This window comes from uncultured Microscilla sp., from assembly GCF_947493425.1.
GTDB lineage: Bacteria > Bacteroidota > Bacteroidia > Cytophagales > Microscillaceae > Microscilla.
Genome location: NZ_CANLRP010000055.1, coordinates 1 through 22,063, shown reverse-complemented (window position 1 = coordinate 22,063; position 22,063 = coordinate 1). Strand labels below are relative to the sequence as shown.

The 22,063-nt window shown below is 38.4% G+C and carries 22 protein-coding genes; 4 read left to right on the top strand and 18 right to left on the bottom strand.

Annotation, left to right across the window (positions count from 1 at the left end):
- Window positions 1-10 precede the first annotated feature (10 nt).
- The 15 genes from Q0954_RS15560 to Q0954_RS15490 all read right to left on the bottom strand — a co-directional run bounded on the left by Q0954_RS15560 (window position 11) and on the right by Q0954_RS15490 (window position 15,258).
- The gene (locus tag Q0954_RS15560; protein WP_299458404.1) at window positions 11-547 is read right to left on the bottom strand and encodes a sigma-70 family RNA polymerase sigma factor; all 537 of its coding nucleotides are present in this window, start codon (window positions 545-547) and stop codon (window positions 11-13) included.
- Between the two features lie 145 nt (window positions 548-692).
- Entirely contained in the window at window positions 693-1,262 is a 570-nt protein-coding gene (locus tag Q0954_RS15555; RefSeq protein WP_299458403.1) for a MarC family protein, read from the bottom strand.
- Window positions 1,263-1,432: 170 nt separating this feature from the next.
- Window positions 1,433-2,494 carry an aminotransferase class V-fold PLP-dependent enzyme gene (locus tag Q0954_RS15550; protein ID WP_299458401.1) on the bottom strand — a complete coding sequence of 354 codons (1,062 nt, stop codon included), beginning with the start codon at window positions 2,492-2,494 and terminating at the stop codon, window positions 1,433-1,435.
- 188 nt (window positions 2,495-2,682) lie between these two features.
- Window positions 2,683-3,105, bottom strand: a complete 423-nt coding sequence (locus tag Q0954_RS15545) for a hypothetical protein (protein ID WP_299458398.1) — start codon at window positions 3,103-3,105, stop codon at window positions 2,683-2,685.
- A 14-nt stretch (window positions 3,106-3,119) separates the two neighbouring features.
- Window positions 3,120-4,640, bottom strand: coding sequence for an alpha/beta hydrolase fold domain-containing protein (locus Q0954_RS15540; RefSeq protein ID WP_299458396.1), 1,521 nt, complete (start codon window positions 4,638-4,640; stop codon window positions 3,120-3,122).
- A 56-nt stretch (window positions 4,641-4,696) separates the two neighbouring features.
- On the bottom strand, window positions 4,697-5,119 hold the full coding sequence (locus Q0954_RS15535; protein ID WP_299458394.1) for an STAS/SEC14 domain-containing protein: 423 nt from the start codon (window positions 5,117-5,119) through the stop codon (window positions 4,697-4,699).
- A gap of 67 nt (window positions 5,120-5,186) precedes the next feature.
- The gene (locus tag Q0954_RS15530; protein ID WP_299458392.1) at window positions 5,187-7,190 is read right to left on the bottom strand and encodes a ThiF family adenylyltransferase; all 2,004 of its coding nucleotides are present in this window, start codon (window positions 7,188-7,190) and stop codon (window positions 5,187-5,189) included.
- A gap of 419 nt (window positions 7,191-7,609) precedes the next feature.
- Window positions 7,610-8,953 (bottom strand): acetyl-CoA carboxylase biotin carboxylase subunit, encoded by a 1,344-nt coding sequence (accC, locus tag Q0954_RS15525; protein ID WP_299458390.1) that lies wholly within the window; start codon window positions 8,951-8,953, stop codon window positions 7,610-7,612.
- A 107-nt stretch (window positions 8,954-9,060) separates the two neighbouring features.
- Window positions 9,061-9,561: an acetyl-CoA carboxylase biotin carboxyl carrier protein gene (gene accB / locus Q0954_RS15520; RefSeq protein ID WP_299458389.1), complete on the bottom strand. Its 501-nt coding sequence runs from the start codon at window positions 9,559-9,561 to the stop codon at window positions 9,061-9,063.
- 36 nt (window positions 9,562-9,597) lie between these two features.
- Window positions 9,598-10,653, bottom strand: coding sequence for a beta-ketoacyl-ACP synthase III (locus Q0954_RS15515; protein ID WP_299458387.1), 1,056 nt, complete (start codon window positions 10,651-10,653; stop codon window positions 9,598-9,600).
- Between the two features lie 45 nt (window positions 10,654-10,698).
- Window positions 10,699-11,658 (bottom strand): phosphate acyltransferase PlsX, encoded by a 960-nt coding sequence (gene plsX, locus Q0954_RS15510; protein WP_299458437.1) that lies wholly within the window; start codon window positions 11,656-11,658, stop codon window positions 10,699-10,701.
- A 92-nt stretch (window positions 11,659-11,750) separates the two neighbouring features.
- Window positions 11,751-11,945, bottom strand: coding sequence for a 50S ribosomal protein L32 (gene rpmF / locus Q0954_RS15505; RefSeq protein WP_045113766.1), 195 nt, complete (start codon window positions 11,943-11,945; stop codon window positions 11,751-11,753).
- Window positions 11,946-11,987: 42 nt separating this feature from the next.
- The gene (locus tag Q0954_RS15500) at window positions 11,988-12,548 is read right to left on the bottom strand and encodes a DUF177 domain-containing protein (protein ID WP_299458383.1); all 561 of its coding nucleotides are present in this window, start codon (window positions 12,546-12,548) and stop codon (window positions 11,988-11,990) included.
- Window positions 12,549-12,700: 152 nt separating this feature from the next.
- Window positions 12,701-13,729: a 4-hydroxythreonine-4-phosphate dehydrogenase PdxA gene (pdxA, locus tag Q0954_RS15495; RefSeq protein ID WP_299458382.1), complete on the bottom strand. Its 1,029-nt coding sequence runs from the start codon at window positions 13,727-13,729 to the stop codon at window positions 12,701-12,703.
- A gap of 65 nt (window positions 13,730-13,794) precedes the next feature.
- Complete coding sequence (locus Q0954_RS15490) at window positions 13,795-15,258, bottom strand: M17 family metallopeptidase (RefSeq protein WP_299458381.1); 1,464 nt, start codon at window positions 15,256-15,258, stop codon at window positions 13,795-13,797.
- 176 nt (window positions 15,259-15,434) lie between these two features.
- Between Q0954_RS15490 and rsmA the strand changes: the two genes are divergently transcribed.
- The gene (gene rsmA / locus Q0954_RS15485) at window positions 15,435-16,211 is read left to right on the top strand and encodes a 16S rRNA (adenine(1518)-N(6)/adenine(1519)-N(6))-dimethyltransferase RsmA (RefSeq protein WP_299458380.1); all 777 of its coding nucleotides are present in this window, start codon (window positions 15,435-15,437) and stop codon (window positions 16,209-16,211) included.
- Window positions 16,212-16,215: 4 nt separating this feature from the next.
- On the opposite strand, the gene Q0954_RS15480 is transcribed toward rsmA, so the two are convergent.
- Window positions 16,216-16,395 carry a hypothetical protein gene (locus Q0954_RS15480; protein ID WP_002698408.1) on the bottom strand — a complete coding sequence of 60 codons (180 nt, stop codon included), beginning with the start codon at window positions 16,393-16,395 and terminating at the stop codon, window positions 16,216-16,218.
- Between the two features lie 236 nt (window positions 16,396-16,631).
- Between Q0954_RS15480 and Q0954_RS15475 the strand changes: the two genes are divergently transcribed.
- The 3 genes from Q0954_RS15475 (at window position 16,632) to Q0954_RS15465 (ending at window position 19,634) form a co-directional block, all read left to right on the top strand.
- Window positions 16,632-17,594 (top strand): NAD-dependent epimerase/dehydratase family protein, encoded by a 963-nt coding sequence (locus Q0954_RS15475; RefSeq protein ID WP_299458377.1) that lies wholly within the window; start codon window positions 16,632-16,634, stop codon window positions 17,592-17,594.
- Window positions 17,595-18,110: 516 nt separating this feature from the next.
- Window positions 18,111-18,485, top strand: coding sequence for a Rid family detoxifying hydrolase (locus tag Q0954_RS15470; protein ID WP_299458375.1), 375 nt, complete (start codon window positions 18,111-18,113; stop codon window positions 18,483-18,485).
- A gap of 642 nt (window positions 18,486-19,127) precedes the next feature.
- Window positions 19,128-19,634, top strand: a complete 507-nt coding sequence (locus Q0954_RS15465) for a hypothetical protein (RefSeq protein ID WP_299458372.1) — start codon at window positions 19,128-19,130, stop codon at window positions 19,632-19,634.
- Between the two features lie 232 nt (window positions 19,635-19,866).
- Here Q0954_RS15465 and Q0954_RS15460 read toward each other — a convergent pair whose 3' ends face one another.
- The gene (locus Q0954_RS15460; RefSeq protein ID WP_299458370.1) at window positions 19,867-20,778 is read right to left on the bottom strand and encodes an ATP-grasp domain-containing protein; all 912 of its coding nucleotides are present in this window, start codon (window positions 20,776-20,778) and stop codon (window positions 19,867-19,869) included.
- Window positions 20,779-20,841: 63 nt separating this feature from the next.
- A complete protein-coding gene (locus Q0954_RS15455) occupies window positions 20,842-21,696 on the bottom strand; it encodes a hypothetical protein (protein WP_299458368.1) in 855 nt (284 codons plus the stop codon).
- Between the last annotated feature and the right edge of the window lie 367 nt (window positions 21,697-22,063).

Sequence of the window (22,063 nt, the reverse complement as noted above, 5' to 3'; positions counted from 1 at the left end):
ACTTTCCTTTTTAATGACGTTGGTTTTTCATCTCATTTAGCATCCTTTTCTTCAATTTTTGCGAACATTTATATTTTGCTGCTGAAGCATTTTGGGTATCACCAAAACCCATTTCTGTGGTGATTGATTGAAGAGATTTATAGCTGTAATAAAATAGTTTTAATAATTTTTGACACCGCTCGCCCAGTTGCTCTAAGCACTTAGCCATAAGGTGCCGCTCTGTTTCCCAAACATCCTGTTCTGACTTATCTTCCAAGTCAACACTTAGTCTGAGATTTTGTTGGGCTTTTTTAGAGTCCCGATATAGTTTGTTTCTTGCAATTGCAAAAATATATGATTCGATTGATTGCTCTATGTGGGTGAGCTTTCCTTGGTTAATATTGTTAAATAATACTTCTACGGCTTCTGAATAAGCATCTTCTACTACCAATACATCACATTCAGGAAAGCGGGCTTTCATAATATTTACGAAACGATTTTTATGCTGATGATAAATCGCTTGTAATAATTCTTGATCCCCCTGTTTTAGTTTATCAATAAGTTGCATTCTATTTTTCTCCCTCTTTGCTTTTATGTACATCCATCAGCACGAATCTATCCCCCTGTATTCTTTTTTTTCTCAAAAAAATAGCCAACTACTTTATAAGCAGCTGACTATCAAATATATAAATTTATTTTTACTTTATAGCACACTAAAGCAACATAACATTGGTTTTGAACAATTTGACGGCTATTGCCAATAAAATCACTCCAAATATCCGCCTTAATACATCGGCTCCTGCTTGCCCTAGCTTTCGTTCAATCCATCCTAATGATTTTAGAACTATCAAAACAAATATCAGGTTTACAAATATGCCCACTACCACACTCAACTGAGCATATTCTGCTCTTAATGACACAATGGTGGTCATTGTTCCAGCTCCAGCAATGATAGGAAAAGCCAAAGGCACTATAGAGGTACTTTTAGGATCATTGGCAGATTTAAACAAGTGCACTCCAAGTACCATCTCTACCCCCAACACAAATAAAATAAACGAACCTGCAATGGCAAAGGAGGCAACATCTATTCCGAAAAGTCTAAGGATAGATTCACCCAGAAACAAAAACACGAACATAATTACCCCTGCCACCAAAGTGGCTTTCACTGATTGAATTTCACCGGCTTTTTTCCTAAGGTCAATGACAATAGGTATTGAACCTAAGATATCAATCACAGAAAAAAGCACTAAAGATACTGATAAAATCTCTTTCAAACTTAACATTGTTACCTCCTTTCAATTTAAGGACACCATAAAAAAAACCACCGCACACTTATTACTTAAATACAATTAAGCAACACGCACACAAGGTGGCTGTATTTGAATGGCGCAAAGGTATAATGTTTTAAAATATTTACCTCAGGGTTGTAATAAAAGAATATTTAAAGTAATTATCAATTCATTGCTGCGTTAAAGAAATCTTTCAATAGTTCTATTTCAAAATCTTCAATTGCGGGAAAATTAGCTATTCTAAAAGTGGTATCTTTCCATTTGCCATAACCATTGCCCAAAATAATGTTTTTTTGCTTTGCCAGATTTTTAATATGGGCTATTCGATTTAAACTACCTTTTAGGGAAATTACTGTGGCTGATCTTACTGCCGGATTTTCATTCAACAACTGTAAACCTTCTAACTTTTCAAAAAAACTATAGTATGCCTGAGCTCTTTGCTTCACTATTTTATCTACTTTATCAATGCTGGGAACTTGCTGCAAAACTTGGTTCAACAAGTAAATATTTAAGATATTGGGCGTGTAAGTTGTTTGCCAATCTTGCATTTTTTCTATCATAAACGCCAAACTATTGTAATGATTTCGTTCATTGATTGCCAAAGCACGTTCAATTGCTTTGGGTGAACACAACATAATTGCCATTCCGGCGGGCAAACCCAGGCATTTTTGCACTGAAGCATACCAAACATCTGCCTGAGCAATGTCTAACTGTACCCCTCCCAGCGATGAAGTAGCATCTACTGCAATGAGCTGTTCTGGAAAACTTTGCCTTAAGTCATGCAGAAACGAGGAAGACAAAGCTGTCGCATTGGAGGTTTCGTTGTGAGTAATAGCAATGAGTTCATGAGTTGGGTGTATGGTAAGTTGTTTAATATCTAAAAGAGTAGTCGGATCAAAAGCATACTGGGTAGTATTAACCCCTAGTTTTTTGGTATAGTGTGCCCACTTTTCGCCAAATGCCCCATTGTATACATGATAGCTTTGCTTTTGTATCAACGACTGGGCAATGATTTCCCAACATTCGGTTGCCGACGAAGTATAAAACACCCAATAATCTAGTGGTATGGCTAGTTTTTGTTTAAGTAAGCGGATAGTTTGGCTTGAAAGCTCGACAAAAGCAGGGCTACGATGATTTTGCGATAAAATGCCTTGCTCAACGGCTTGTTGGGTATATTTTCCTATTTGTGGGTAAACCTTGGCGGGTCCGGGGTAAAATGTAATCATAGAAACAGCGTTTAATAATGAATCTTTGGTTGAATGAACCATGATTCAAATATCAACAAAAATGTTTCAAGTTTATCCATCTACAATAAATACACCGCTGTTGTGAGTGAAAAGGTATAATATTGTTTTGCCTGAATACAACAAAAATACAGCTCAAGAAAAAGGGGGGTAATTAATAAAGTAACAAGTTATAAACCTAAAATCCACTCAGTAGCTTGTTGTTCATCTTCAAAATAACGCACCACTCCTTCATTTATGTTATCTTCCTCAATGGCTTGCTCTATAGATACTTGAGTATAAAAGTCTTTGCTGGCAATTACTGCAATTTTTAATACATTATACTTAGAAAAAATCTGCGAAGAAATAGCAGCAGTAGACCATTCCTGCAGTTCTGGCGACATGGTATCCATGCGTTCCTTGATGTTGAGTACTATATAGTTTAGTTTATCACATTTTTGTAAAACATTGTCACGGTCGGCATTCATCAAAGTTTTATACTCATCATCTTCCATAGCTTCGCTTGCCTTATGCCATACCAACTCATACAGCTTAAGCTCTTGATCAAACGAAGACTCAAAATATTGATTACTAGAAAGGGAGATTTTTGCCATGTTTTTTATTTAAGTCAATAAAGATCAATAAAATCTTTTATCTGTGTTAAGCCTGACTCACTTTGTGGTGCTTTTGGCTCGAACCCGTACCAGAAATGCTGCATTCCTTCCCATTCTTCTAAGTGTACATTTACTCCATCAACGCTCGCTTTTTTAGCTAGTCGTCTGTTTTCACTTAGTAACAATTCGTGGGTACCCACATGAATTAACATAGGAGGAAAGCCTTTGAAATTTGCGAATAAAGGAGAAACAAGCGGATTATTGGGGCTACCTCCGCCTTGGAGATACATTGCTGCTGCTTTCCATAAAGCATCTTGTGTTAGCAGTTTATCCTTTTCTTTTAATGTTTTGTAAGCCTTGCTATTACAATTTAGGTCTAACCAAGGCGATAATAAGACTACTGCTTTTGGCATCGGTAATTGTTCACTCCTCACCTTTTGTAATAAAGCAAGTGCTAAACCTCCTCCAGCACTGTCACCCATAATTATGATTGAGCGATCAGCATATTTTTGAGCGACAATTTTATATGTGTTTAATACATCATTCAACCCGGCAGGAAAAGGATGCTCAGGAGCCAGGGGATAATCAACAAAAAATAGCTCTGTTTTACTAACATCAGCAATTCTACTTACAACGCCTAAATAATCATCTATACCCCCTTGAATATACCCCCCTCCATGTAGGTAAAAAATTATTTTTTCTTTTGTTGTATTTTCAGTCTTTATTAAATGACAGTTTTCTTTATGTTGATGTTTAGTAATTGTTGTTCCCTTTAGTGAAGGATTATTTTTTTCTATGAAAGCTAGGCTGTGGCGCACTCTCTTCAAAAACTCAGTATCAACCTTTGTTGGCAAAAAACTATGCACATTGGCTGGTTCACCCAATACTACTGAAAAAGGAGGAACATCTTTTGTTACTATTGCTCCTGCTCCAATGATGGCACCTCGCCCAATAGTAACCCCTTTCATAACAATCGCATTAAAATTAATCCAAGCATCATCTTCAATTACAATTGGAGCTGTTTCGATGGTACTTTTTTGGGCAATTGAGTCTTCGTTATCAAGCAACGGGCCTTTAAATGAAGCCCTTCTTTCTAAATAGTCAGTTTCATGAGCATTAGAGTCAATCACATTTACATTATAGGCAATGAGCACGTTATTACCTATTTTGATACTTTCTCCACTGGTAATATTTGTGCCCATGCCTATATAGGTATTGTCTCCAATGTGTATTTCACCTCCGTATTGAAAAATGAGCAATTCTCCTTTTATATGCGTATTGTCTCCAACTGTAATCTTTGCCTTATCTTTATCCTTACGCAAATTAAAGACCTCTGCCTGTTTATAGAATAAGCTATGCTTGCCTACAGTACAATGTTCATAACAACGATCTATTTTGACCTGATCAGCTGCTTTTTCAAAACTGTTCATGAACTCTTTCATGTCCTCAACAGTAGGAGTTTCCTCTTTTTTTGACAATGCCTGAAATTGTTGAGCTAACTGAGCATAAATACTGTTTGATACATCGTTTTTCATAAAACCAGAGCCTTTCTAATGAAATGTTATGAAAATAGTGTTTAAATTAAATCCTTTTATAATCCTAGAATCCACTCTCTAGCTTCTTGCTCTTCTTCAAAATATTTAGTAGTCTGTCCAGCATTTTCATCTTCTTCCATTGCTTGTTCAATAGACAGTTGAGCAATAAAGTCAGAACTTACCAGCACAGCTATTTTTACCTGTTTTGTCACCATTTTAGCAAAAATCTCATTTGCCTGCCATTCTTGTAAATCTGGAGACATACTGAATAAAAACTCTCGGTTGTCAAGTAAGAAGATTTCTGTTGAGTAGTTATTATCTAAAATCTGCTTTACTTGGGTCTCCATCAAAACTTTGTATTCTTCATCTTCCATATCCTCACTTTCCTTGCTCCAGAAAAGTTCATACATGTTCAACTCCTCATCAAAATAAGAAGTAAAATACTTATTATCGTCGTCTGATAGTTTAATTCGCGGCATATTTATTTCTCTATTTATATATTTGTTCAACAGAACAAAGTAAATATATATATGTTTTTTTTAAAAGTCAGGATTTGTTACTATCAAAGTTTGCATTTACAAAATATACCTCAGGAAAAGACTTGATATGCTCTACACCATTCAAAATATCTATCATAATCTTGGTTGTTTGAGCTGCCACTAAGCCAGCTCCTACCGACATTTGTGGTGAAGGCAAGTGAGGGTTCTCTATCAACTTAGAAGGTATTTCAGTAAACCATTTAAGGTTAATATAAGGATACTGCTTCTTAATTTCAGTATGTAAAAAACGTACAACACTATTTAAATTTACCTCTTTAATCACACTATCTAACCTACTCTTTTCATCTGACACTACAAAGGCTTGAGCTCCCCAGCTAAAATTACCTGGGTGGATAATTTTGATTTCTTTATTTTTTTCCAAACAAGCTTTATCAAATATAAAAGGGGCTCCATTGTCATAATCTAATGCATTTACTGCAACGGCAACATCATCATCTATGTATTCTTGTACATTTTTCTCATTTAAAAAAACCTTATGCCCTTTTATTTTAACCTTATTGTTGATTGACTTAAGTCTATTTTCAAGCTGAATAACTTTAGATTTCCCAACATCATTCATTGTATAGTTTTGCCGATTAAGATTACTTAAGTCTACACTATCGGTATCTAACAGTACAATGTTATTGAATCCCATTCTTACCACTACCTCAGCAATAACACTACCCACACCTGCCCCTGCAAATAATATCTTTTTATCAAAAATTTTCTTATGCTTAATATCAAATGGCGTAGCTTCTTTAATATGTAAGCTTATCTGCTTCAAACAATTATTAGCGCCTCTTTGATCCTTTTCTAGTAGCAAAGTTTCTTGATGCTGTGATAACCAAGTATTGCTCTTGATTAAGCTCATTAACTGATCATTTTTTTTATCATGGTTTAAACTATGATAATAAACACTAGTTTCAGGATTAGTGCTTTTGTCGTCTTTAATACTTAAGTGGTATAAAAGGCTTACAGTTTGTGCACTTGCTACTCTAACACTAATGGCATTTACTTCTTCCTCTTCCCTCCAAACTTCATCCCAAAGCTCATTTTTACTTACAATGAAAGCACCACCTCCATTACTACCAGTATGAAAAGGGTAAACAGATGGAATGTTGTTTGTTTCACAAAAAACTTTCATTTCACCTTTTTCGCTTTTCGGCAAATCATTCACCACAATACATTTTTTTTTGCTTATATCCCTCTTAATTTCCTCTATACTTGTTTTAACTTCTATTTTTGCCTCTTTATTAATAGCTTTCAGACGCGCCTCTAGTGCTTTTGTTTTCTGGGTATCTCTTAAAGTATAGTTATAGGTTTTAGTATTACTTAACACGTCATCATTATCATATAATATTATCTGCTCAAAGCCTAACCTTAAAGCATCCTCTGCAATACGGCTTCCCGTATTCAGACCCAAAATCACCAAACAGGCATCTTTAATTTTTTTTTGGTTTTCTTCATTAATGAATAGTTCATTGCGAGAATAGCGGCTATAGTCTTTAATGAACCGTTGAAGCATATAGTATTCAACCAGTAACAATAACTTTGGATCTAAGCTTGCAGTTTGTGGTTCTGAGAATTTTGTTGCATCCTTGAATTCCCCTTGTAAAATGCATTGTGCTTGCCAACAACCTTGATTGTTTTTTTTGATATATTTACTGTATTTCCCATAAAGCTTCCATTTAGCGTCACTTACAGTAGTGGGTTTACCTGCATTTTCGTCTTTTAGTAGCATTTCTATAGCTTCAATACTTGATAAACTATTTTCAAGTGCTTGCTCAAACTCTTTTTTATTTTTTTTCCAAGTATTGTAATTTAACCCCTTCTCCTTCAATTTATTAGTACCTACTATTACCTCCCCATCTAAGAACCATTGACACTCCATAAAATCAACCTGTTCTTTCAGTTTTTTGACTGTTTCTTCCTCTGATTTTGAATCAAAACCTTTTAAATTATCTTTTATCTGATCTAATATCTTTTTTTCTGTTAGGTTGTTGTTTGCCATATTATTTCACATTTTTAGCCTCAATCAAGGTAGTAATAAATCAAAAAAATGCCAAACTTAAAGTATATTAAACATGCATCCGACTTTCCGCACGTATACTTTAGAATTTTTTTTAATTTAATCAGGGCTTTGTCAATATAAAAATTTGCAAAGATAATGAAATAAGAATTATATTCTGAGGGATTTTTACACCTAGTTCTAGAAATAGGTTTTCAACGATTTTAGGTATTTTCCCTAAGACAGAATATACTGATAAGCTTCTGATTTTCAAATACTTGTTAATTATTGATTTTTAAAACACACGTGCGGAAAGTGGGATGCATTAAAACCTTATAATGATTGCTTTTTGAGCATCAAAAAAACCCCTTGCTCATCACAAGGGGTTTTTATTATTTTTTAAAAAGCTTTCAGAAAACTTTCTACAAGTCAGAAAAGTCAAAATCATCTAAAAATGCAGTAGTAAAGTTTCCAGCCTTAAAATTCTCATCGTCCATTAATTTGATATGGAATGGGATAGTAGTTTTGATGCCTTCTATGACAAACTCCTGCAAGGCTCTTTTCATACGTACCAGGGTCTCTTCACGCGTTTGAGCCGTTACAATCAACTTGGCAATCATAGAGTCATAAAATGGAGGTATTTCATAGCCAGCATAAATATGGCTATCTATTCTTACTCCATGACCACCTGGTATATGTAAATTAGTGATTTTACCTGGTGAGGGTCTAAAACCTTTAGCTGGATCTTCGGCATTAATACGACACTCCATAGAATAAAGGTTAGGCGTGTAGTTTTGTCCAGAAATGGCGATACCAGCAGCGATTTTTATTTGTTCTTTGATCAAGTCAAAGTCGGTCACTTCTTCTGTAATAGGGTGCTCTACCTGAATACGTGTATTCATTTCCATGAAGTAGAACTTATTATACTTATCTACCAGAAACTCTACCGTACCTACACCTTCGTACTTAATAGCCTCAGCAGCTCTAACAGCTGCCATTCCCATTTCATCGCGCAACTCTGGGGTCATAATAGGTGATGGGGTTTCTTCTACCAGTTTTTGGTGACGACGCTGAATAGAACAATCTCTTTCGGACAAGTGACAGGCTTTGCCAAACTGATCACCCGCAATCTGGATTTCAATATGGCGTGGTTCTACCACAAATTTCTCCATGTACATGCCACCATTACCAAACGCAGCCTCTGCCTCTGCAGTAGCACTGTTCCAGGCATTCTCAAACTCCTCATCTGAGTTGATAATTCGCATTCCACGACCACCGCCACCGGCAGTCGCTTTTATGATTACAGGATAACCAATTTCTACGGCTAGTTTTTTACCTTGCTCTGCCGACTCTAGTAAGCCATCAGACCCTGGCACAACCGGGACTCCAGCAGCTTTCATAGTATCTTTGGCAGAAGCCTTGTCTCCCATAGAGTTAATCATTTCAGGAGAAGCACCAATAAATTTGATGTCGTGCTCGGCACAAATACGTGAGAAATCTGCATTCTCCGATAAAAAACCATAGCCAGGGTGTATCGCGTCTGCATTGGTAATTTCGGCAGCAGCTATCAGGTTAGGAACTTTAAGGTAAGAGTCTTTACCAGCAGGAGGTCCAATGCATACCGCCTCGTCAGCAAAACGTACGTGCAAGCTACTTTGGTCAGCAGTAGAGTATACTGCTACTGTTTTGATGCCCATTTCCTTGCAAGTACGAATAATTCGAAGAGCAATTTCGCCTCTATTTGCAATTAATATCTTATTAAACATAGAATATGTTTTCTTTGCTTATGGAATGATCGTGACTTCCTCAGAATAAATAATGTGAGGTAGTGTATTTAAACTAGTCTGCAATATATAAAATGGTAAAATCCAATTTAGTTAGGCTCTACCAAAAACAGAGGTTGGTCATACTCTACAGGTGTAGCATTGTCAACCAACACCTTGACTATTGTCCCTGATACATCAGATTCAATTTCATTGAATAGCTTCATTGCTTCAATGATACAAACAGTTTTTCCAGCCTCTACCGTATCGCCAATATTGACAAATGGAGGAGTTTCGGGGCTTGAAGATCGATAGAAAGTACCAATCATTGGTGACTTTACAGCAATCAACTTTGACTCATCCACCGCATTGTTGTTACCATTGCTTGCAGGCACTTCTGTTGTAGGTGCTGGTGCTACACTATTCTCTTGTGTAGCTACTGGAGTAGTGACTGCTGTAGGAGCAGCTACCAAAGTAGCTGGAGCCTCAGTTACATTTACCGGAGTGTTTCGCTTAATGCTAATTTTGAAGTCATCTGACTCTATATTTACTTCAGCAAGCCCCGACTTGGAAATAAAATCTATTAAATCTCTGATTTCTTTTGCTTTCATAAGTATTCTGTTTTTTATACTTAATGTGTATATTTCTTAAGAACCTGGTAATAAGTGTTTATATTCTTCCCGCTTTGCTATTTCCTGACCATCATAAGCCCATTTAAGGTATACCGCTCCCCAAGTAAAACCTCCACCAAAAGCAGCCAATATAACATTGTCTCCTTTTTTAAGCTGAGGTTCATAGTTCCAAAAATTCAAAGGAAGCGTACCACTGGTAGTGTTTCCGTATTTGCTAATGGTCATCATTACTTTATCAGATTCCACCCCTTCATCCAATCCCATGCTTTTTGCTGTAGCATCTACAATGCGCATGTTTGCCTGGTGTGGATTTAACCAGTCTACATCAGCAGTAGTCAGATTATTACGTTTCATCAACTCTACAACTGAAGATCCCATGTTTGTTACGGCATGTTTAAACACATGCTTGCCTTCCTGGTATACGAAATGTTCACGATTTTCTACCGTTTCTTTAGTGGGTGGACGACGACTCCCACCAGCTTTTTGGTGCAAGTGTTTCCAGCCCGACCCATCAGACTGCAGCACTGCATCTTGTATTCCAACCCCACTATCATCGCCTTCTAACAAGACTGCACCAGCTCCATCACCAAAAATCACGCAGGTTGTACGATCAGTATAATCAATAATAGATGACATTTTATCGGCACCCACCACTACTACTTTTTTATACATGCCAGTTTCTATAAACTGTGCTGCAGTAAATAGTGAGTATAAAAATCCTGAACAAGCTGCTTGTACGTCGTAGTTAAAGGCTTTGGTTGCTCCTACTCCATCTGCTATAAGATTGGCTGTAGCCGGAAAGACCATGTCAGGAGTGGTAGTGGCGCAAATAAGCAGGTCAATTTCTTCTGCTTTAGTATTCGTCTTTTCCAACAATCCCTGCACTGCTTTGACTCCCATGTGGGAAGTACCCAAGCCCTCTCCTTTGAGTATTCTTCTTGTTTTTATTCCTGTACGAGTAGTAATCCATTCATCATTGGTATCTACCATCTTAGACAGTTCCTGATTGGTTAGTATATAATCTGGAACATATCCTTGCACTCCGGTAATAGCAGCTCTTAATTTTGTCATGGCATTTTTTTGGATTAAGGGTGTATTCGTAAAAATCAGGTATTTTTACTTCACTGATGATTCAACAATAAAACTTTCTCTGATTTCCTCAGTGATATTGCTTTCAGTGATTTGCTGTCCTAACAGGATCATATTTTTAATCGCAAGATCGTTTGATGCTCCATGTGCAACTATCACATTACCATTTACTCCTAAAATAGGGCTGGCTCCTACAACGTCTGAGTTAAAGTCATCAAAAAACTCATTACTAATTCCCAGTTTTTTTATAATATCAAACATTGATTCCGCCATTTTCACCACCACATTACCTACAAATCCGTCACAGACCAACACATCAGCTTTATCAAGAAAAATACCTCTACCTTCTATATTTCCAACAAACTCGATATGCTTATGGTTTGTCAATAACTTGTGAGCTTCTTTGACAGCCAAATTTCCCTTTTCCTCTTCTTCTCCAAGGTTTATAAGCCCTACTCTGGGAACAGGTATTTTTAATACATGCTGGCAGAACAAACTACCTAATTGCGCAAATTGAGCTAATATATCGGGTTTGCAGTCTGTGTTAGCGCCTACATCTAGTATAATTCCTTTTTCACCACTTACTTTGGGTACATACGCCATAATGACCGGACGAATAATACCAGGGATCAATTGAACACTAAACATAGCTCCAACCATCATAGCACCAGTGTTTCCTGCGCTACAAAAAGCATCTACTTGTTTATTTTTAAGGAGGTTGTACCCAACAGAAATGCTGGACTTAGGCTTTTTTTGTAATGCTTTAATGGGATTTTCGCCCATTTCTATAAAATCGGGGGCATCTATAATTTCTATATTGGATGGGATGGGTTGGCTTTGTTGGGAAAAGGCAGTTCGTACTGCCTTTTCTTGCCCAATCAAAACAATTTTAGTGTTCTTATTCACCTCTTCTGAGGCCAATAAAGATCCTTTAACAACAACATCAGGGGCAAAATCACCACCCATTGCATCTACTGCAACTCTCATATCCAGCTTTTGCATTTAAACCTGTAATAAGTTTACATAATATTACTTTTTAATATTGTAAACTTTTTTGTAAAAGAAAAGAAAAAAGGATTTTAAGCGATAGGTTCGTAGTCTTCAACTATCATTTTACCACGATAGTAAAGGTTGCCGTCAACTACGTAGGCACGGTGGTACAAGTGAGCCTCGCCAGTGTTTTGGCAAACAGCTATAGTACGCTCAGTTGCTTTATAGTGAGTTCTACGTTTGTTGCGTCGTTGTTTCGAAATTTTTCGTTTTGGATGTGCCATGACACTACTATTTTTTTAATGTTTTGAAAAAATTAAATCTAATTAATCTTTATTTTTTAGATTTTTAAGTGCTTGCCAACGAGGGTCTACCTCGTCCTCTTCGTCGACTTGCTTGGTACTATCAGATGATTTAGAACTATACACAAATGTAGAGTTTTCTTCGTCGTCTTCTATGTCTTCTAAACCCTCTTCTTGCTGAAACTTTGGATGCAGTTTTTTCATTGGAATAGCTAATCCAATGAACTCATACACATATTGGGCTATATTGATTGTTTGTTTGTCGCGATTGATGATTTCGATTTCATCCGTCAACGCTTCACTATGATCTCCAAATTTTAGAATGAGGCTTCTTTCTTCCTCAAAAGGAAAATCAAACAATTCAAGACTACGATCACACTCTAACTCAAGTTTACCCTGAATTTGAAAATCGAGTTTTAACAGCGTTTCAGACTTTTCCAGGTCTAATAGTACATTAAATTCACCTTTTTGAACCAAACTGTTGGGAAAAGCAGTAAAAAAATCACTACGTGAATTAAACTCGTAGCGATGCTTTCCCAGAGCCATCTTAAATAACTCTATATTATAGTTTGCTATTTCTTTCACAGTTTATGCCTTGAAAATGAATGCGCAAATTTAGTGAGATAATTTTAATTAAAAAAAATATATGGGCTCATATAAATATTTTAGCTATCTATATGTCGTCTCTCTACTGTTTTCTACTCAAACAACCACAATTATATACAGCTACTTGTGCCTTATGCCTCGTCAGTCATTTGTAGTTTTCGGTTCTTCACCACATCACAAGCAGTAAAAATTGCCTCTCGAAACGATGTCTCATCTGCCAAGTTCTTGCCTGCTATTTTATAAGCTGTGCCGTGGTCAGGAGAGGTTCTTACAAAAGGAAGCCCACAAGTATAATTTACCCCATCTGCAAAGGCCAAAGTTTTGAACGGTATCAGCCCTTGATCGTGGTACATTGCCAACACTGCATCAAATTTTTTGTAGTCATGAGTACCAAAAAAACCATCTGCCGGGTAAGGCCCAAAGACGAGGTTTCCTTTCTTTTTCATTTCTATCACCGCTGGTTTAATAATTTGTTGTTCTTCATTACCCAACATCCCTTCTTCGCCTGCGTGTGGGTTCAACCCTAGCACAGCTATTTTTGGCTTTTGAATATTGAAGTCTTTTTGTAACGTAGCTTGTAGCAAGGCAACTTTTGAGAACATCTTATCACGGGTGATATGTTGACTTATTTCTGCCAATGGCACGTGCCCGGTAAAAACCGCTACCTTCATGGAAGGAGACACCATCATCATGAGGCTTTCGGTAATGTTTGCTTGAGTAGTAAAGTATTCAGTATGCCCCGGAAAGTCAAAATCAGGGCTTTGAATTGTATGTTTATTAATAGGGGCAGTGATTACTGCATCAATCAACCCTTGCTTTAAATCTTTAGTAGCAGCCTCGATTGACTCTAAGGCAAACTCTCCGGCTTGTTGACTCACTTTTCCAGGTACTATTTCTGGGTTTTTCTGTTTGGTACAATGCACCAAATTTGTTTTTTTAAAACTAATTTGAGTGACCCGATTCACCTGATTAATATACCAGCTGTCCAACTTGAGTATTTTTCTATATTTAGATATTACCGCCATTGACCCATAAATCACGGGCGTACATATTTTCAGAATTCTTTTATTAGCAAGGGCTTTTAGTATTACCTCGGTACCTACACCATTGTAATCTCCCATGGTGATTCCAATGATGGGTTTATTATCTTCTGTTGACATAAAACTTGCTTGTATTTTGGTTTAGAACTGGAAGCGAACCTCCCCCCTCCTATTTTATATAGTAATTAATTTACCAGATTTGTCAAGAAATGATACATCAAACGTACTCCTGACCCTGTTCCGTTTTTACCTTTATAAGTTTGAGGCTTATGCAAATAGGCAGTGCCTGCAATGTCTAAGTGTATCCAAGGGTAATTGTCTACAAAATGCTCCAAAAACTTTCCTGCGATAATGGCTTGTGCTTCAGATATGCCCAAGTTATTTATGTCAGCAATGTCTGACTCAAGTGGCTCGCCATATTCTTCCCACAAAGGCAGCTCTACCATACGCTCATAGGTCTGCTCACTACTGTTAAGCAATTGACTCTTTATATCTCTTTCGGCGGTACCCACCATTACCATGGCATGGTTGCCTAAAGCCCGCACTGCCGACCCAGTAAGGGTCGCAAAATCTAGCACCAATTGGGGTTTAAACCTAGCCGCATAAATCAAAGCATCTGCCAAAATTAATCTTCCCTCAGCGTCGGTATTCATTATTTCTACACTCTTGCCATTGCTGTATGTAATCACATCACCTGGCGCAATGGCATTTTGTCCTGGGCGATTGTCAGTAGCAGGTATCAAACCTATCACATACACAGGGGCGTTGTTTTTTGCCAAAGCATACAAACTGCCTACTACGGCGGCCGCCCCTCCCATGTCTGACTTCATAAAGTCCATAGAATTGCCCGTGGGCTTAAGCGATAGTCCTCCTGTATCATACACCACCCCTTTGCCTACCAAAATATAAGGTTGCTCATTAACGGCATTGGCAGGCTTATGTGTCAATATATTAAAAGTAGGAGGATCAAGGCTTCCTTTATTTACTGTAAGCAAGCCTTCCATATTGTGGGCTTGTATTTGTGCTTTGTCAAACACTTCTACTTCAAAGCCTGCCTCTTTACCCAGTTTTTTAATTTCTTCGCTTAATTGCGGGGCTGTCAAATACACAAATGGCTCATTTACCAAATTACGCGCAGCAAAAGTTCCCTGAACAATATTGTTCAATGTGGTTATTTTATCTTCAGTCAATCCTTGCCCCGACAATGTCAATTGCACAAGTGGGTGAAGTTTTCGAGGGTCTGATTTGTATTTCAAAAAATGATACGTACTTAGCAAAATGCCCTCTGCCACGTCTAATACTGCTTCATACACAAGATCACTTGTTATCGCATTGGTTATTTGCAAATCAGATAAATCTTCTCTGGCGAGTATAGAGGCTATTTCGTGTCCTTTTTTTCTATAGCTCTCTTTGAGATAATAGGCAGCCTTGTTTTGTGGAGGGCTATACAACACAAAGGTATGGTGGGTAAACTGATTGAGATGAATCAGCTTGACCTTTTCTTTATTTTCGTCTTTTACTTGTTTCTGCAGATATTGCCATACTTGTTCGCTGGCACAATAAGACTGTGCCTGTTGAAGGTCTTGCACAATTACTACAAGGTTTTGACTTGCGTTAATATCTGAACGGTATAAAAGGTTTACTTGCATAAGTATTTGTCGATTTTGGGCTACAAATCTATAATATTTGTCTTGATTAAGCTAAATGAAGCAATGGTTTGCTTAGTTTTGTTTTTCGGATGCTTATCTGCCTTACCTGTTGTAAAGGCTTTTTCAAATAAGCATTTCAATTTAGTACTAATTATCAAATATGCATAATTTCGAATATGGTCAAGCCTAAAAAACACCTGGGACAACATTTTCTAACCGATTTGTCAATTGCTGAACGCATTGTAAATCAGGTGCAACAGCACAATGGTTATAAAACTATAGTAGAAATAGGCGCTGGAACGGGGGTTTTGACCGATTTTTTGGTAAAATCTGACAATTTTCAGACTCATATAATAGAAATAGACACTGAGTCGGTAGAATACCTGCATAAGCACTACCCAACTTTGGTACCTTATATTACAGAAGGAGATTTTTTGAATATTGACTTGGGGGCACTCTTTAAACAACAACCTATAGGTATTATAGGCAACTTTCCTTACAATATTTCTTCTCAAATATTTTTTAAGGTACTCGACCACAGAGACCAAGTGCAGGAAGTGGTATGTATGCTACAAAAAGAGGTGGCTGAACGCATAGCTGCCCAACCAGGTAGTAAAACTTATGGCATCCTAAGTGTATTGCTGCAGGCATACTACAATATTAGCTACGATTTTACGGTTCCTCCCGATGTATTCAATCCTCCGCCCAAGGTGTACTCTGGGGTAATATCTTTGCAAAGAAATAAGGTAAAAAAACTTGATTGCGATGAAAAACTCTTTAAGAGAATTGTAAAACAGGGTTTTAACAATCGTAGAAAAACCCTGCGTAATGCTCTTAAGTCTATCCAATTGCCAGACACACTTAAAACCAATGAAATGCTCAGTAAAAGAGCAGAACAATTATCGGTAGACAACTTTGTAGAGCTTACTCAGCTTTGGGAAGCCACCCTGTAAATCCCTACTCTTTCAACAAATACTTTCGGCGTATATCATTGATTAAAAACTTTTTTTGGGCAGTAAAACTGTTTGGGTGCATCTGCTCAAAAAGAGTTTTCCACTCTTGCCAACGCGCATGTTCTTTTTCTTTGAACAAATTTTCGTCAATTTTTTTATTTTTTAAAAATTCCTCAAAATCCATTTTTGTAAGGTAATTATATAGTTAATCAAAATTATATACCCTGCATTAATTGTTCATTAAAACAATCTTTTCAGTTCATTTTTCGTCAATATATCAAAATATATCTTTGTATAGTTATATTTAATATATTGCAGTAAATAACTATGGTTATATGATCACTAATACAGGCATCTTCCTGTATTGCTTGCACTTTATATATACAAAAAATAATATAGTTTAATAATATAGAAGTATTTATGACTACTAAGGAAAATATTTTAGTAATTGGCGCGTGTGGACAATTAGGCACGGAGTTGACGGTTGCTTTAAGAAACATTTATGGTGAGCATCATGTCGTTGCTACTGATATTCACTGTGCTGATCCTGCATTTAAAGAACAGGGTATTTTTGAAGAACTGAATGCAATGGATGGCAAAAAAATGGCTGATTTGGTAAATAAATACCAAATTACTCAAATTTACCACCTGGCAGCAATGCTGTCTGCCAAAGGTGAACAAAATCCCTTGTTTGCCTGGAAACTCAACATGGAAAGCCTACTCAATGTACTGGAGATTGCCCGCGAAAAACAATTAAGTAAGATATATTTTCCGAGTTCTATTGGGGTGTTTGGTTTTGATACTCCCAAACAAAACACTCCTCAACAAACGATCATCAATCCTACGACAGTGTATGGTATTAGTAAACAAGCCGGCGAACATTGGTGTAACTATTACTTCGATAAGTTTGGAGTAGATGCCCGATGCTTGCGTTACCCTGGGTTGATTAGTTACAACACTTTGCCAGGAGGAGGTACCACCGACTATGCTGTGGATATTTTTTATAAAGCCCTGGAAAACAATGCCTATGAGTGCTTCTTGTCTGAAGACACTTACCTACCTATGATGTATATGCCCGATGCTGTAAAAGGAACCTTGGATTTGATGCATGCGCCTGCCAATCAAATCAAGACACGTACAGGCTATAACCTGGCAGCTATCAGCTTTTCTCCTAAAGAAATCACTCAGGCTATTCAGCAGCATATTCCAGCGTTTACCATAAGTTACAAACCTGACGGACGCCAGCAAATAGCTGACTCTTGGCCAGATAGCATTGATGACACGCAAGCACGCCAGGATTGGGGATGGCAGCACCAGTATAATTTGGCAACTATGGTAGAAGATATGCTGGTAAATCTCAAAAAAAAAGTAGTTTTGGCATAAATGGTTAGTAATTCGAGCTACGAGGTACAAGTCACAAGTCTTTAGATGCCGATGTATACCAGCATCTAAGGAACGATGCAAAAATAAAGTTCTATAGTTTAAGGAAATATTTTTTTAACGAAGCATGTCCAAAAAAGATGAGGTTAAGAATGTAAATTTATTTTGACACCGTTCCTAAGGACTCCCTACGTTCGGTTCCTTAGTAGAGACTTTATGCGTGCATCAGCCACTATCGACCATCGACTGTGGACTAAAGACGCTCCCACTACTTTCAGCCAACCAAGGCTTGGGGAAAACAACATTGGACTATCGCCTGAAAGCTTCTAACTACACTTTTTGTAAACAATTGAAAATCAGTGTAATACAAAAGTGTGGTTACTTGTGGAACAGGGTGTAGCACCGATATTCATCGGTATCTAAGGACTTGCGACTTGTCGCTTGAAGCTTGCCCCTGTCGGGGCTGTGGACTATTGTTAATAACCATTTCGACTATTTTCAAACATAAAAAAACAAACAATGGCTAGAACTGTTATCACAACTGCCGATGCACCTGCTCCAGTAGGACCTTACAACCAAGCAATTTTAGTAAATGGTACTTTGTATGTTTCAGGACAGGTAGCACTGATAGACGGAAAAGTAATAGAGGGCAGCATAGAGGATGAAACCCACGCAGTAATGAAAAATCTGGGGGCAGTACTCAAAGCAGCTAATATGGACTATTCTAATATTGCCAAATGCTCTATTTTTGTAAAAGACCTGAATAACTTTGGGCGTATTAATGAAGTTTATGGTAGTTATTTTGGCGAAGATGCACCAGCCCGCGAAACGGTAGAGGTAAGCCGACTACCCAAGGATGTCAATGTGGAAATATCTTGCATTGCTATACAATAACGATAAAATAAGCATTGATAAGCTATTTGGGTGTTATTTGGAGTAGACAAGGGTATGAATTTTGTCGCAACAGAAGACAAGTTACAGATTCAAATCTACAGTTGATTTGCTTCTATCTATTTTCTATTAATCTCTCATTAAAAACCCAAATAGCTTTTTAGTTTTTAATGAATTAATTATTATCTTGACAATAAGTAGCAGCAAGCAATTAGCTATAAGCTACAAGTAAAGATAACTCTCTCATAATATGATAGTTATACTTGCATATTAGATATATTTAATTTTGTCCACTTAAGTAGCAGCAAGCTATAAGCTACAAGTAAAGATAACTCTCTCATAATATGATAGTTATACTTGCATATTAGATATATTTAATTTTGTCCACTTACTTACTAAGGAATGGTACCAAAATAAATACGCATTCTTAACCTCATCTTTTGAGGCTATACTTTGTTAAAAAATAGCCGAATAGCGATGCTATTAGCCGACCATCCCTCAAGCTCGCTCAATATCCACTGGATATTGCCGTGCCGCGTCTAGTAACAAAATATTTTAGCGTTACTATAGAAATTTATTTTTACACCATTCCTAAGATTCCTGACTATTTATTATGAACTGACAGTTAAAATATTCTAACACATTATGAAACTTTTCCCCCGCCAAAGCTCTGTATTTGTTTCAGGGTATACTATTGATGAAATTGCACACAAGCTAGAAGCTGCCATTAAGCCTGCCAAGGTAAAAGAAGATGCTTTTTCTGAGCACTGGCTGTTACCTGCCCGTAGTTTAGAGCAGGATTATCCTTTTAGAGGAGTCATTCAAGAAGCTGGATTTCGCATTTCACGTAAAGTCACTTATCCGGAATCTTTTATGCCTGTAATTGATGGCAAAATTGAGTCTACGTCTAAAGGTTGTATTTTATTTATTGACTATACCCTGCTTAAAGGCACCCGTTTTTTTATGTCGGTAGCTCTGGTGTTTAGTTTAATCCTGGGAATGCTCTTGTTGTTCGCCGAACATAACTTATGGTATCTTTTGGCATCTTTAGGTTTTGTAGGCTTGGGTTATGCAGTTGCTTGGCTCAATTTTCAGCAAAAAGTAAAGATTTGTAAAGACTTGTTAGAAGAAGTACTGGAAAAAGAAGTTTAAATAACTCTACAAAATCATTCACCATCTACCCATTTTTAGTATTTCACTATGCTAAATGAATGCTTTGCTCCTCCAACTTATCTCATTTCTTTTACTGCATTGAACACAGCCATACCTTGCTCGTAATCACTGAAGTGATTCAAATTGACAGCAGTGATTTTCTTTTACCTATTTCTCCTGACATACATCCTATTACTTTCGCCGACATCAAAAACTTGCCAATAGCAGTCGCCTATTCTGCCACTACTTGCAAATGTTCCCGCATTTTTTGGTAAAATTCGTGGTGGCGGTTATAGTCTATGCCTGCCAATTGCCCAGGGTTGAGTTCTATAATCACCAGGCTGCCGTCTTGCCGACGTGCCACATCGAGCGTAAAAAAGTTAGAGTCTATAGTTTTTGCTACCTCCTTGAAGGGCTCCAACTCTTTGTCGGTCAATTGGTGCGAATAATCGGGCATTTCTTCCCAATAATTGGTGGCAAGCAATAGCTCGTGTTGCAAAAAAAACAAGCGGTACTCTTCGTACATAGGCTGGTGGGTCATCGGGAAGGGATGATCGTGCACCACGCGCAAGTCGGGAATGTACTCAGAGAACACAAAACCACCATTGATCACTCCTTGGTGGTGCGCCTTAAAATTGACCATAGCGGCTTGGGCTTGAGCAAGGTCGGTGTGGTCGGCTACGTCGTAGGGGTGTTCGCGTTGGTATTTTGCCGAACGCATGTAGTCTTTGAGCATGAGGCACTTGCCTTCTTTGCCAAAGGCGCTGAGTGCCGCGCCTAGCTTTGCTTCGTCTAGCGCCGCCTCGCCGTCTATCCACACCGTTTGGGGGCACCAAGCCTTGATTTTATCATAATGATTGACTACCGAGCACACCTCGAGGTGTTGTTCGGGGGTGTCTATCAGGTAGAGGTTCTTTTCTTCTGCCAAGTGCTCGTATATGGCAGTATAAGCATGAGGCGGCATTACAAAGCTACGCAACATGGCGGGCATAGGCTGGGCATAAGCGGGCACTTGAGCCAGCATCAACGCCATAGCTCCTGAGAGCATGTGTTGGTGGTTGTAATACGCACCTTGAAAACCCGCTCTTTGGGCACCTATGATTTCAGCTTTGTATTTGACTTCTGTAGGGAATATTAGTAGCATAACACAGCGTTTCTCCAATCATCAACTCAAAAGTAAGTCTTTATTAATGCTAATCAGGTAACTTTAAAAACCATTACTATAAGCAGCTGAAATATATCCCACATAGCCACCAGGAAAAGTAACTTTAAGTACTTGGGATGCATTGCCTATTGGTAGAAACTGTGTTCCAGTATGTCCAGTGAGTGGTCCATTAAACACCATCCCACTATCACTTCCGGCAGGTCCCTGGGGTCCAGTAGCTCCCGTATACCCCCGCGGTCCTTGGGCACCAGTCGCGCCGGTTGGTCCCTGGGGGCCAGTAGCGCCCGTATCTCCTTTGGGTCCTTGCACACCCTGAATGCCCTGGGCTCCTTGTGGGCCAGTGGCGCCGGTAACTCCCTGGTCGCCTTTGTCCCCTTTTTCGCCCTTGAGGTCTACATAATTGCCCCAGCTGCCGTCTTTGTTTTCAAAGCGCAATTGGGAGCCGTTCCATTCGTGGCGGGGTTTGGCTTCCAGCTCGGTAATCAGCATTTTTTTGCTTCCTCCTGCATTGGTAAAAGTGATGTATTCGCCCGAAGCAGGCGGGGTGGTCACCAATTCTACCGAGTAGTTGCGGCGGGTGTTCCAGGCGGCTACTATGCCTCCCCCCTTGGGCGCATCGTCTACTGCGGGGCGTGCCGTGAGGTAAGCCACGTTGCCTGCCCTGAGGTCTACTCCGGTGGCACCAGCAAAACTCACAATCACGCCTTCGATGTATACCTTGCCCGGGGCAATGGTGGCGCTTTCGGGCAGGGCAGCGTCTACCTCGCAGCCGCTGAGCACAAAGGCGCCCCGCCCGGCAAATATCGCTTCCATGAGCTTGATTTGCTCTTGTAGTACCTGGAAGTCATCGGCAGTGTATTCGCGCCCCCCAGGGGCAAAAATCATTTCCTTGTCCATATTTTAATAATTTGTGTTTTAGGGATTTAGGGTTTTATTGTTCTATTGTTTTATGGTTCTATGGTTTTATGGCTGAGGTGCTCCGAAGTCCCGTTCTTTCCACGGGATTGGCGCGAGGCGCATTCGTAATTTTTTTCAATTGTTTTATTGTTCTATGGTTTTATGGCTGAGGTGCTCCGAAGTCCCGTTCTTTCCACGGGATTGGCGCGAAGCGACGCATAATCACGCTTTGCGAACCGTTTTTTAACCATAAAACCATAAGCGAAGCGATAACCATTTTAACCATAAAGCCATAAGCGAAGCGATAACCATTTTAACCATAAAACCATAAGCGAAGCGATAACCATTTTAACCATAAAGCCATAAG

Bases quoted from the DNA above. Each gene is read 5' to 3' on its own strand.
- Q0954_RS15555 (WP_299458403.1), bottom strand. From the start codon at position 1,262: ATGTTAAGTTTGAAAGAGATTTTATCAGTATCTTTAGTGCTTTTTTCT.
- Q0954_RS15490 (WP_299458381.1), bottom strand. From the start codon at position 15,258: ATGCAAGTAAACCTTTTATACCGTTCAGATATTAACGCAAGTCAAAAC.
- Q0954_RS15475 (WP_299458377.1), top strand. From the start codon at position 16,632: ATGACTACTAAGGAAAATATTTTAGTAATTGGCGCGTGTGGACAATTA.
- Q0954_RS15480 (WP_002698408.1), bottom strand. From the start codon at position 16,395: ATGGATTTTGAGGAATTTTTAAAAAATAAAAAAATTGACGAAAATTTG.
- Q0954_RS15460 (WP_299458370.1), bottom strand. From the start codon at position 20,778: ATGCTACTAATATTCCCTACAGAAGTCAAATACAAAGCTGAAATCATA.
- rsmA (WP_299458380.1), top strand. From the start codon at position 15,435: ATGGTCAAGCCTAAAAAACACCTGGGACAACATTTTCTAACCGATTTG.
- Q0954_RS15465 (WP_299458372.1), top strand. From the start codon at position 19,128: ATGAAACTTTTCCCCCGCCAAAGCTCTGTATTTGTTTCAGGGTATACT.
- rpmF (WP_045113766.1), bottom strand. From the start codon at position 11,945: ATGGCACATCCAAAACGAAAAATTTCGAAACAACGACGCAACAAACGT.
- Q0954_RS15455 (WP_299458368.1), bottom strand. From the start codon at position 21,696: ATGGACAAGGAAATGATTTTTGCCCCTGGGGGGCGCGAATACACTGCC.
- accB (WP_299458389.1), bottom strand. From the start codon at position 9,561: ATGAAAGCAAAAGAAATCAGAGATTTAATAGATTTTATTTCCAAGTCG.
- Q0954_RS15535 (WP_299458394.1), bottom strand. From the start codon at position 5,119: ATGCCGCGAATTAAACTATCAGACGACGATAATAAGTATTTTACTTCT.
- accC (WP_299458390.1), bottom strand. From the start codon at position 8,953: ATGTTTAATAAGATATTAATTGCAAATAGAGGCGAAATTGCTCTTCGA.
- Q0954_RS15530 (WP_299458392.1), bottom strand. From the start codon at position 7,190: ATGGCAAACAACAACCTAACAGAAAAAAAGATATTAGATCAGATAAAA.
- Q0954_RS15545 (WP_299458398.1), bottom strand. From the start codon at position 3,105: ATGGCAAAAATCTCCCTTTCTAGTAATCAATATTTTGAGTCTTCGTTT.
- Q0954_RS15560 (WP_299458404.1), bottom strand. From the start codon at position 547: ATGCAACTTATTGATAAACTAAAACAGGGGGATCAAGAATTATTACAA.
- plsX (WP_299458437.1), bottom strand. From the start codon at position 11,658: ATGAGAGTTGCAGTAGATGCAATGGGTGGTGATTTTGCCCCTGATGTT.
- Q0954_RS15470 (WP_299458375.1), top strand. From the start codon at position 18,111: ATGGCTAGAACTGTTATCACAACTGCCGATGCACCTGCTCCAGTAGGA.
- pdxA (WP_299458382.1), bottom strand. From the start codon at position 13,729: ATGTCAACAGAAGATAATAAACCCATCATTGGAATCACCATGGGAGAT.
- Q0954_RS15540 (WP_299458396.1), bottom strand. From the start codon at position 4,640: ATGAAAAACGATGTATCAAACAGTATTTATGCTCAGTTAGCTCAACAA.
- Q0954_RS15515 (WP_299458387.1), bottom strand. From the start codon at position 10,653: ATGACAAAATTAAGAGCTGCTATTACCGGAGTGCAAGGATATGTTCCA.
- Q0954_RS15550 (WP_299458401.1), bottom strand. From the start codon at position 2,494: ATGATTACATTTTACCCCGGACCCGCCAAGGTTTACCCACAAATAGGA.